The following is a 10,385-nucleotide window of genomic DNA, read 5'->3' as shown; positions in this document are numbered from 1 at the left end:
ATTGATTTTTGGAACATGAATAAAAGTTTATCTTTTTCGTTCATGCGGATATTATCAGAATAACCGTCTTTTGTTATTTGATACCCACATGGCTTAACCATAAAAATGCCTAAGCCCTTAGTGTACGAACTTACTTCTGAGGCATAGTCTTTACTTGTATTTAATGGAACTTTCCCTTTAATATGACACCACTCATTATTACAACTGATGTCTTCAATCTCAGACATCAGTTTTTGCAAATCTGTAATAGCTTTGGAACTCGCTACTTGGGGTATCTGCAACTCAAAACAGAGCATCGGTTCGAGAATGTCCACACCTGACTGTTGCAAAGCCAGCCTGAAGACATAAGGGGTCAGCTGTCTGAAATCAGCAGGTGTACTTACCGGGCTATAATACTCGGCTTGAGTAAAAGTTACTTTCAGATCTGTCACTTCCCATCCATGTAAACCAGATTGGCAAGACATACGAATCCCTTCAAAAACGGCATTTTGAAAAGAATGGTTCAGATAACCATAGGAGATGTCACTTTCGATTTGCAACCCTGCCCCTAACGGTAAGGGTTCAAGAGTCAGCCCTATTGTGGCCCAGTAAGGGTTGGGTGGTACTTCGATCTGAATAATCTTATTGACCTTTTTTATAGGTCGTTCTTTGTAGATAGTCTTGATCTCATCAAAATGGACCTTTACGGAAAATCGTTCTTCCAGCAATGTCTGTATGATTTCCTTTTGGGTCAAACCATATAACGAGATTTCCAATTCATCACTATATGAGTTTATGGAAAAGGACAAAGACGGGTCTTCAATCCACAATGTATTCAGAGCGGATATCACCTTGCTTCTCTCTTCGGGCTTATTTGGCCGGACGGAGGATTTGAGAGCGGGATGCTGATGAGATAATCCTTGAATCAAACAAGGTTTAGCACCTAAATAATCTCCGATTCGAAAATCTTCTATATCTTCTACAATCGCGATATCATTGGCACCCACTTCATCAACATTTATCTCTCTGCCCTGATAAATAGTCTTTAGATTTTTAATCTTGATGAATTTTTCCGAATCGTTGATTCTTACAATGTCTCGAAGTCTCAGACTTCCGTCAATTATTTTTAGAAAACTTCTTTTATGTCCTTTGGGGTCATGCTCTATCTTATAGAGATAAGCTGAAAGTCTGTTTGAGACTGATTCTGGAGGAAGTATAAAAGAAGTGATGGCGTCCAACAACTCATTGATACCGATATTGAACATTGCTGATCCATGTAGCACCGGATAGACTTTGGCTTTTGCCACAAGATCGATTATCGTATTCCAATAATCAGCCGGTGAAATTTCGCTATCCGCCAAATATCGTTCTAATATATTGTCGTCATGGTTGCATACAAATTCTTTGTATTCTTCCTTTATATATGTTTGGGAGCAAATCGGATAAACCAATCCATCGACAACAGTTTGCATAAACAGGACATCTTGAGACAGATTTGTTTTTATATCCAGATACAAACGCTCTAAATTCACACCGTCACGGTCAATTTTATTGATAAATATAATTGTCGGGATTTGCAGTTTTTGTAAAGTATTGAACAGCAACTTTGTTTGCGCTTGTATGCCTTCCTTTGCGGATAAGATGAGGACTGCTCCATCAAGCATTTTGAATGTCCGCTCCACTTCCGCAATAAAATCCATGTGTCCCGGAGTGTCAATGATATTGCATTTCACTCCATTCCAGATAATAGATGTCGTAGAAGCCCGAACAGTAATTCCTCTACGTTTCTCTATATCCATAGAGTCTGTTATGGTGTCACCATTATCCACACGGCCGCACTTTTCCGTTGCTCCACTGGCAAACAGCAGATTCTCGGTTACGGAAGTTTTTCCTGCATCAATGTGAGCAAGAATTCCTAAATTTATAATATTCATTTGGATTAAGCAATAATATACTACAATAGATGCATTGTCGAAACGCACCTTTTAATACCTCCTCGTAGCATGTGAGAACTACAGGATTACTAACTCGTATTAATATGTATATTATTACTGCCGCATAACGATTGCAAAATTACACAAAAAAAATATATCTAACAAAAGTGGGAGGATTTTTTAACTTTTTTTACCATAGACATTTTATTAGGGAAGCGTAGGTTCAACTGGCAAGTACAAATAAGTAGAAATGTTTGAACAACAACGTTTTAGGAAGTTGAAAAAAATCAAGTTTCTCTCTCGGTATAACGTTTATTTTGGCCAATATCTTCTTTAGTTTGGCATTTGAGTATTTCCCATTCGTGTTCTATTTAGCTCCTTATTATGAGTATGTAGCAAGTTGCTTATCAAATTCAGCCTCTTTGAGGGTCAAATATGGTTTTGCAAATGGTGACTGACAAGACATAAACAAGGTCAGCAGGATTTTTTACATAAATGGACATGAATGTATATAACCTAAAATAAGAATAAATTTTAATAAGGGCTGCCCAAAAAGAAAAAAAATGCAGTTGCCATCCTACAGATACTTGCAGAAAGGATAAAATTTACTTTTAGACCTTTTGGGATAGCCCTTATTAATACTTCAGATAAAATTCCTTAGGTTATATTTTCAATCCTTTGGACCGGGTTTCCTCCTTGGCATACAGTCCCGGACGCCCGATTATGACATGGTTGGCAACGATACTATCCGCCGGACTGCGTATCTGCGGCGGTGCATTTTCGGGATATTGCGCCTGCCTGTTCCTCACATCTTCCGCTTCCGGCTTGAGCTGTTGCCCTTCATTCTCCTTTTCTGCGACTTCGGGCGTGGGTGGCGCAAGCTCCAGCTGAATTTTTCGGTCAAGGGCGGCAAGTTCGGACTTCAACTGCTTCAGCTCGTCCTCCTTCTTCCACACCTTACCCGCTATCTCCTGTAACTGCGGTATCTCCATCTCCAGCACCTCGTTCTTCGCCTTGTACTGGTCGATGATGGAGGGTATCCTCTCCATCGCGTTGAGGAAGTTGCGGGCGGCGGCCAACGGGTCAGCCATCGCCAGATGCCCGTTGTTGTAGGTGTACTTGTAGTTCCCCTCGACCACGAAGCGGTTGTCGGTGAACTCCAATCCCTCTTTGAGTATCCTTTCGCTCACCACCTTTATCGGAAAACCGTAAAGTTCACCGACCTGCGTGTACAACCCTCCGGTCGTGGCATTCTTGGCTATCTCCTGCAAACGCTTTCCGATGACCTTCTCATCGGCGGAATCCACTCCGTCCACCTTTATTATATTAAGGCGGTTGCCCTCCTTGTCGGTCTGCACCACCGACAGGAAGCGGTTCCAGTCCTCCGTCATGGCATCTATGAAAGCCGTGTTGTTGCGCAACTCGCCGGTCTTTGACTCCAGCTTGAACTCCGAATCACGCTTGCCCTTGTTGAACGACTTGCGTTCCCCTTCGAGCGATGCGATCCGCTTTTCCAGTTTCGCCTTGTCCAACAGGTCGGTATTGCCGGAGAGCAACGCCATGTATTCCGAGAAATTCATGCCCGATTTTTCGTCCATTGCCCCCTCGTCGATGGTACGCGCACCCATCGCACCGCTTTTGAGCTGGCTTATGAAAGTCTGCTTGCAGTGCAGGAGGTTGAACTTGTAGCTGTCCAGTGACTTCTCCACCGCGTAGATGATTACATCCACGTTGTTCCCGGCGAAATGTTTGGCAATCTCATTACCTGCCCTAACTCCGCGTCCGTCACGCTGTTGCAAGTCGGACGGTCGCCACGGCGTATCGAGATGATGAATTGCCACACACCGTTTCTGTGCGTTCACACCCGTTCCGAGCATGGAGGTGGAGCCGAACAGCACACGCACCGTCCCGGCGTTCATGGCATCTATCACCGCCTTCCGAGCCTTGTCGGTCTTGCACTCCTGAATGAAGCGCACCTCGCTTGGCGGTATGCCGTAGTCCTCCGTCAGTTTGCGCTTGATTTCCGAATAGACGTTCCACCCATCGCCCGGCTGGTAAGTCCCCAAGTCAGAGAAAACGAACTGCGTGCCTTTCTGCGCGTCGTATTTTTGATAATACTCCGCGATTATTTTGGCACAGTGGCTCGCCTTGTTGTCGGGGTGGTCTTCGTAATGCGGGTCTATCATGCGCATGTCGAGTGCCATCTTCCGGGCATAGTCCGTGGCGATGAGCATCTTCGCCTTTTCCTCCGTTTCCGAAAGCGGCAGTCTGCCCAACAGGGTGGCGTCGCCCGTCTTGGCGAATTGCATCAGCTTCTGTATGAAGTCCTCCTGCTCCGGCGTGGGCGGTATGTGGTGCAGTATCTCGTTTTTGTTGGGACGGTCCACGCCCACATCCTCCGCCGTGCGGTAGTCCGTGATTTCATTATAGAAGGCGGCAAGCTCCGGCACTTTGATGAAGTAGCGGAAACGCTCCTTCTGCACCACGTTGTTCGTCACGTTGAACTCAAAATCCGTTGTCTTCTTGGCAAATATCGCCGACCACGCATCAAAACATCGAATGTCCTGCCGTTCCAGCTCCTTCGGGCGCAGGTACTTGAACAGCAGGTACAGCTCAGTCAGTGAGTTGCTGATAGTCGTGCCGGAGAGGAAGGTCGCACCCAAGTCTTTTCCTGTGCGCTCCTGTATGGTGCGTATGGCAAAGAGCATGTTAAGTGCCTTCTGGCTTCCCTCGCTGTTTCCCAATCCCGCCACACGGTCGTGGCGCGTGTTGAAAGTCAGATTCTTGAACTGGTGGCTCTCATCTATGAAGATGTGGTCGATGCCCATCTGCTTGAAATCCACCACGTCGTCCGTGCGTGACTTTATGGCGTGTTCCACCTTCTCCAGCTTCGCTTCAAGGTTGTGCTTGCGCTTCTCCAATCCTTTCAGCATCGCCCGCGACACGTTCTTTCCCTGCTGCCGTAGCACTTCGAGGTTTTCCTCCACCGTGTCAAGCTCTGCTTGCAGGATGCGCTGCTGCAATTCCGGCGACTGCGGTATCTTGCCGAACTGGTCGTGCGACATGATGACGCAATCGTAGTCGTTGTTCTTTATATTATTGAAGAAGCGCACACGGTTGGCGGTCGAAAAGTCCTTCTCCGAAGCGTACAGAATACGTGCGTTGGGATATGCCGCCTGATAGGTGGCTGCAATCTCCGCAACGTTGGCTTTCAGCCCGATAATCATCGGCTTGTGTGCCAAATTCAGACGCTTCATCTCATGCGCGGCGATGCACATTATCAGCGTCTTACCGGTTCCCACCTCGTGGTCGCAAATTCCGCCGCCGTTCTGTTTCAACATCCAGACGCAATCCATCTGCGAGGGATAGACGCTCTTGATACCCCGGCTTGCCAGCCCTTTCAGGTTGAGGTCGGGAAAGGTCTGATGGGAGCCGTCGTAGCGCGGGCGCACGAAACAGTTGAACTTGCGGTTATACATCGTCACAAGCCGCTCCTTGAACTGCGGCGACTGCTCTTCGAGCCATTCGGAGAAGCCGTTTCGTATCTCGTCAATCTTGGCGTTGGCGAGTTGTATTCCCTCGCTGTCGCGCATCTTGATGTCGTTGCCATGCTCGTCCTTGCCGATGGACTTCATCATGTCAGGGCAGGTGTTGTGCAGGGCGTGTTTTAGGAGGTGCATACCGTCATAGTTCCGGTAATACCCCTTCACCAGAAACTCGTCCGTGATTTTCATGGTGCGGTAGCCGCACACCACCGAAAACTCGTCCATGCTTGCGGAATAGGCGATTTTCACCTCCGTGTCGAACAGCCGGCTCATGTAGGCGGCATAGACACCCGTCGGAATCCAGCGTTCCCCGAAATTGAAGTCCAGATCCTCGAAGGCGATGCGCTGCGGCTCGGCATCTTTCAGAGCCTCCAACGCCTGCTTCACCTCCGGCATACGCTCATTTTCGGGATTGTCACCCATCCATGCCTCTATGCGTTCCGCTTTCTCTATGACATTTCCGGCGATGAAACGGTCTTTGATTTCGTAACCGGTCACGAGCGGATTGTAGTAGATGCGCCCTTGCAGGGCAGTGAGCAAATCCTCCGCCGTGCTGTCGGTTATCTCCCGCATATAGTCGAGATTGACCGTACCATATTTGTTGAGCGACGCAGACAGGGCTTCTTCGGGAGAGCCTACGTTGGCATGGCTCTCCACCGCGAAGGAAACAGGATGCTCGAAGATGTCCGCCTTGACGAACTTTCCGTTTTCCATCCGTTCCAGCGAAAGGATGTCGCGCCCGCCCGCATCCATCATCACTAACTTCACGTTCTGCTTGGCGTTGAGGTTGCCGTAGCGCATGACAAACTCATCGTAACAGGTATTCAGATGCTCTCGCCACGGAACATTTGCCTCGCGCCGGAGCGATTCATAACGGTACAGACGCTCGTAGGCGTCACGCAGCGACACATACAACAACGCCTTTTCCTTCTGGTATCCTTTCAGGTCGAGCGGCTGGAATGTCGCCCCGTATGGCGTGATGTCTTTCAGGTAGCCGATGTTATGACGCCCCCGGTCAGCCACCAGCGACCCTTCGCGCAGGTGCATCTCCGGCGTGCGGTGGTAGGCACGCGGAGAAAGGTCCACGACTTCCTCCTTCGGCTTTTCCGCTTCGATGTCGGGGAAAAGGAAAGTCCCCACCGCTTCCGATGGGGTATCTGTAACGGCAGGTGCGGCGACTGCCTCCGGCTGTGTTTCCTCCTGTCGTGGCTGCTCACGGGAAGTTTCCGGCACGGCTTTCACTTCCGTCTTTTCCGCCACTTGTTTCTCGTTATGCTGCCTTGCCAGTTCCCGAAGTTCTTTCCTACGCTCCGGCGTCAAACCCATCATCATTTCATAGAAACCGTTGATGGGAGGATTGGTATCCCAGTCCAGTGTGGCATAGATGTCGTCCGGGTCGGCAGGCTTGGCGGTGTTCTCCGCTTTCACCTCCTTATTCTCCATTGCGGGTTTTGCAGTTGGAGCTGTCGGTGTAACCGTGACTTTCGGTTTGGGCGGAGTGGACTTTGCCGTAACTGCCTTTTTCACCGTCTTTTTCTTTTTGGAGGTTTTCGGTTGGCTGACCTCTTCCGTCATCCCCCAGAGGTCAAGCAGGGTGAGCTGCACGCCTGCGGAATATTGCGGGCGCGGTTCTATCTCCGGCTTTTCATCTGCGGGTTGCGGCTTTTCTGTCGGAGTTTCCACCGTCTGCGCCGAGGATACTGTTTCCAATTTTATGGCAGGACGCTCTACTTTATTTTGAACGGCAACTTTTTCTTCCGTTCCTGCCTGCCGGATTGAACCCGAATACAAGCGCATGGCAAGCCTGTAATGGAAATCCTCGTCGAGCATACGGCGCAAATCCCCGGCGATGCCTGCTGCCTTGCCCTCGTGCAGATAAACCATAGCGGGCTTCCCGTAGGGGTCTGTGTCAAGTTTCGCCATCGTATGCACGATGCGTTCCGGGTGGTGGATGAAATAGGCGTTGTCGGTCAGGGCGGTTTTCGTGTCCGTCTGTATCACGGTCATCAGCCGCTCGTCCTGCGACATTTCCTTCTTGCTGAGGTTCTTTTGCAGGACAATCAGGTCACTGCCCACCTCCGTGCCCGCGTTGTCCGTGAACAGGTTGTTGGGCAGGCGTATCGCGGATACCAGATTGGCCTGACTGAACAGCTCGTTACGCACGGAGGTCTTGGTGCTATTCAATACCCCTTGCGAGGTGATGAACGCCACGATACCGCCGTCACGCACGGCATCCAGTCCTTTGAGAAAGAAATAGTTGTGGATGGTTTTCTGGGCGGAGCGTCTGCCGAAAGAGTCGCTCCGCTGAAACTCCGCGTCGAACACGGCAATGTCACCGAACGGAATGTTGGACACCGCCAAGTCGAAATAATTGTTGAACGGTCTTTCGATTTTCTCAAAACCGCAGGTGCGCATTTTCTGGTCGGGATAGAGATGCCTCAAGATTGTACCCGTGAGCAGATCCTTCTCGAAAGCCATCACATCCGCATTGGGGCTGTGCCGCAGCATGGAATCCACGAACACGCCGACACCTGCCGACGGTTCGAGCATACGGGCGGGGCGGACGCTGTAATCTGCCAGCACGTCCGCGATGGTGTCGGTTATCTCTTTGGGGGTGTAGAAAGCGGTCAGCACGGACGCTTTCAGCGAATCCACAAACCGCTTGTACTCTGTTTCGTCCTTGCTGTTCTCACGGATAAGCCTGTGCAGCTCCACCGTCGGGGCGAACAGTTCGAGGTCGGATTTCGCCCACCGGACGGCATCCGTCAGTTCCTTTGCAGGGTTGAGGATACATTTCAGACCGCCGAAACCGCAGTACCTTTGAAGTATGGCACGCTCTTCGGTTGTCGCTGTCCTATTTTCCCTGTCAAGGATGAATGCCGTCCGTATCGCCTCGATGTTGTCCCGCAGTTTCTGTTTGCGGTTAAACGCCATATTCGTCTAAGTAAAGGACGGTTGCTCCCGTCAGCTCCGTGTAGAGCAGGTCGTAATCGGAAGACAGGGCGAAATTGTCATCCGAGAGGTCATAGACGGAGAACACGTTGCCGACAAGCGGCAGCAGTTTCAGGACAAAGGCTTCACGCTTCTCTTCCGGCACTTCATCGGCAAACTCGTTTTCCACGACTTCGCGGAGGATGGCGTAACGGGAATAATGCAGCCCGCGCAGCAGCGTGTCCATCGCCAGTTCCTGCGCACCATCGGCGGGATAGCCTTCAAGCCGTGCCCTCTCATACGTTTCGGCGGCACGGTCGGCCCGTTCCCGTATGAAAGCGGTGTCGTCAGCCTGTTCAAACTTGTTCGTGCGGAGATAGTCCAGCAGGTACAGACCGTAATAGGAAAAGTCGGTCTGACCCTCGTTTTTCTTCTTGTTGTTCATTACTTTGGATTTAGCGGATTGATAATTAACGGGATAATCGGTTGGAAAAAGGAAGAAAAAGGCACTCGGTATCCCTCCGAGTGCCACCACTAAATCCAAAGTATGAGTGTAATCCGGTATCGAAGAACAATTCATTACTCTGAACAAGTGGCAAAGTTAATACTATTTCTTCCGTCCTGAAAATTTCTTGTCCTTTTTAGCCTCCGGGAACACAAAAGTCGTGTTATATTCCCCGTCAAAGGCGACAACAGCATCGAAACTCTTGCCCTGTTTGCTCTTGAACCCTTTGAGCAGCTTGGTATGCCCTTCGGTGAGCAGGTCTTTGATTTCATCGTCGGACAGGGTGCGTCCCGCTTTCAGCCGGAACACGGGCAGTCCGCACTCCGTGTTGTCGCAGCGTACCACCTTGCCGTAGAACCGCATCCTGCCCGTGCCACACTTGGGACACGCGCAGCCGGAGTCACGGCTGCCGAAGAGCTTGTCGCACGAGATCAGTTCGGAGGTTATCTCACGTGTGTACGCCTCTATCTCCTTGCGGAAGGTGTCGTCGGACAGTTCCCCGCGCTCGATACGCGCCAGCTCCTTTTCCCATTCGCCCGTCATGGCAACATCGGCGATGCGCATCGTCTTGACGACGGAATTGAGGGCAAGTCCTTTTTCGGTGGGAACAAGCGACTTCTTGCAGCGTTCCATGTAACCGCGCTTGAAAAGCGTTTCGATGATGGAGGCGCGTGTGGCGGGAGTACCGATGCCACAGTCCTTCATCGCCTGCCGCAGTGCGTCGTCCTCAATTTCCTTGCCCGCCGTTTCCATTGCCGAGAGCAGGGTGGCTTCGGTATGCAGCGGCTTGGGTTTGGTCTTTCCTTCGGTAATGGACGAGCCTTTCGGTGTCAGCGTGTCGCCTTCCTGCCAGCCGGGGATGGTAATTTCCTCTTTTTCCTCGCCATAGACGGCACGCCATCCGGTTTGCTTCACGACGCTGCCTTTTACGGTAAACTCCACTCCGGCACATTCCGCCGTGACAGTGGTCACATCCTTGACGCATTTCTCAGAGAATGCCTCGACCATGCGCCCGGCAATCATCTGATAGATGGTATTGTCCTCTTTGGAGAGGAAGAGCGGTTTCTCACCCGTGACGAGCAGGGCATGGTGGTCTGTCACCTTGCCGTCGTCCACGCTGCGGCGTGTCGGGGCGGCTTTTGCCCGCACCTTGTCTTTCCATTCGGGCTGTGTGCCGATGAAAGCGAGCAGTTTGGGAATTTCGGCAAACACGTCTTCGGGGATGTAGCGGCTTCCCGTTCTCGGATAGGTTATCAACTTCTTTTCGTAGAGTTTCTGCGCGATTTCAAGCGTCTGTTCCGCCGTGAAGCCGTGCTTGGCGTTGGCTTCTTTCTGGAGCGTGGTCAGGTCGTAGAGCAAGGGAGTTTCCTCCGTCTTCTCCTTGCGCTCGGCTTTCGTGACAGTGGCGCAACCTGCCGCCTTTACCTTATTATATAGTTCCATCGCCGGTTCTTTCTCTTTCCATTTCTCGGAGGATGAGAATTTCACGAC

Annotated in this window: 4 protein-coding genes; all 4 read right to left on the bottom strand. The window is 50.6% G+C overall.

Annotated elements, in window-relative coordinates; translation table 11 throughout:
* Positions 1-1,913, bottom strand: a 1,913-nt coding sequence (gene tet(Q), locus WKT12_RS15930) for a tetracycline resistance ribosomal protection protein Tet(Q) (protein ID WP_340320294.1), incomplete at its 3' end; no start/stop codon positions are given.
* Positions 1,914-2,575: 662 nt separating this feature from the next.
* Positions 2,576-8,392, bottom strand: a complete 5,817-nt coding sequence (locus WKT12_RS15925; RefSeq protein ID WP_340320293.1) for an N-6 DNA methylase — start codon at positions 8,390-8,392, stop codon at positions 2,576-2,578.
* Positions 8,382-8,834 (bottom strand): DUF1896 domain-containing protein, encoded by a 453-nt coding sequence (locus tag WKT12_RS15920; protein WP_004304266.1) that lies wholly within the window; start codon positions 8,832-8,834, stop codon positions 8,382-8,384. The genes WKT12_RS15925 and WKT12_RS15920 overlap by 11 nt, the downstream gene beginning before the upstream one ends.
* Positions 8,835-8,996: 162 nt before the next feature.
* A partial coding sequence (locus WKT12_RS15915) for a DNA topoisomerase (RefSeq protein ID WP_340320292.1) occupies positions 8,997-10,385 on the bottom strand: 1,389 nt, incomplete at its 5' end.

Origin of the sequence: Phocaeicola sp. HCN-6420, assembly GCF_037890145.1 — a bacterium.
In the GTDB taxonomy this organism is placed as follows: Bacteria; Bacteroidota; Bacteroidia; order Bacteroidales; family Bacteroidaceae; genus Phocaeicola.
Note: the sequence above shows the minus strand (reverse complement) of the source record. Positions and strands in the feature narration are given on the sequence as shown.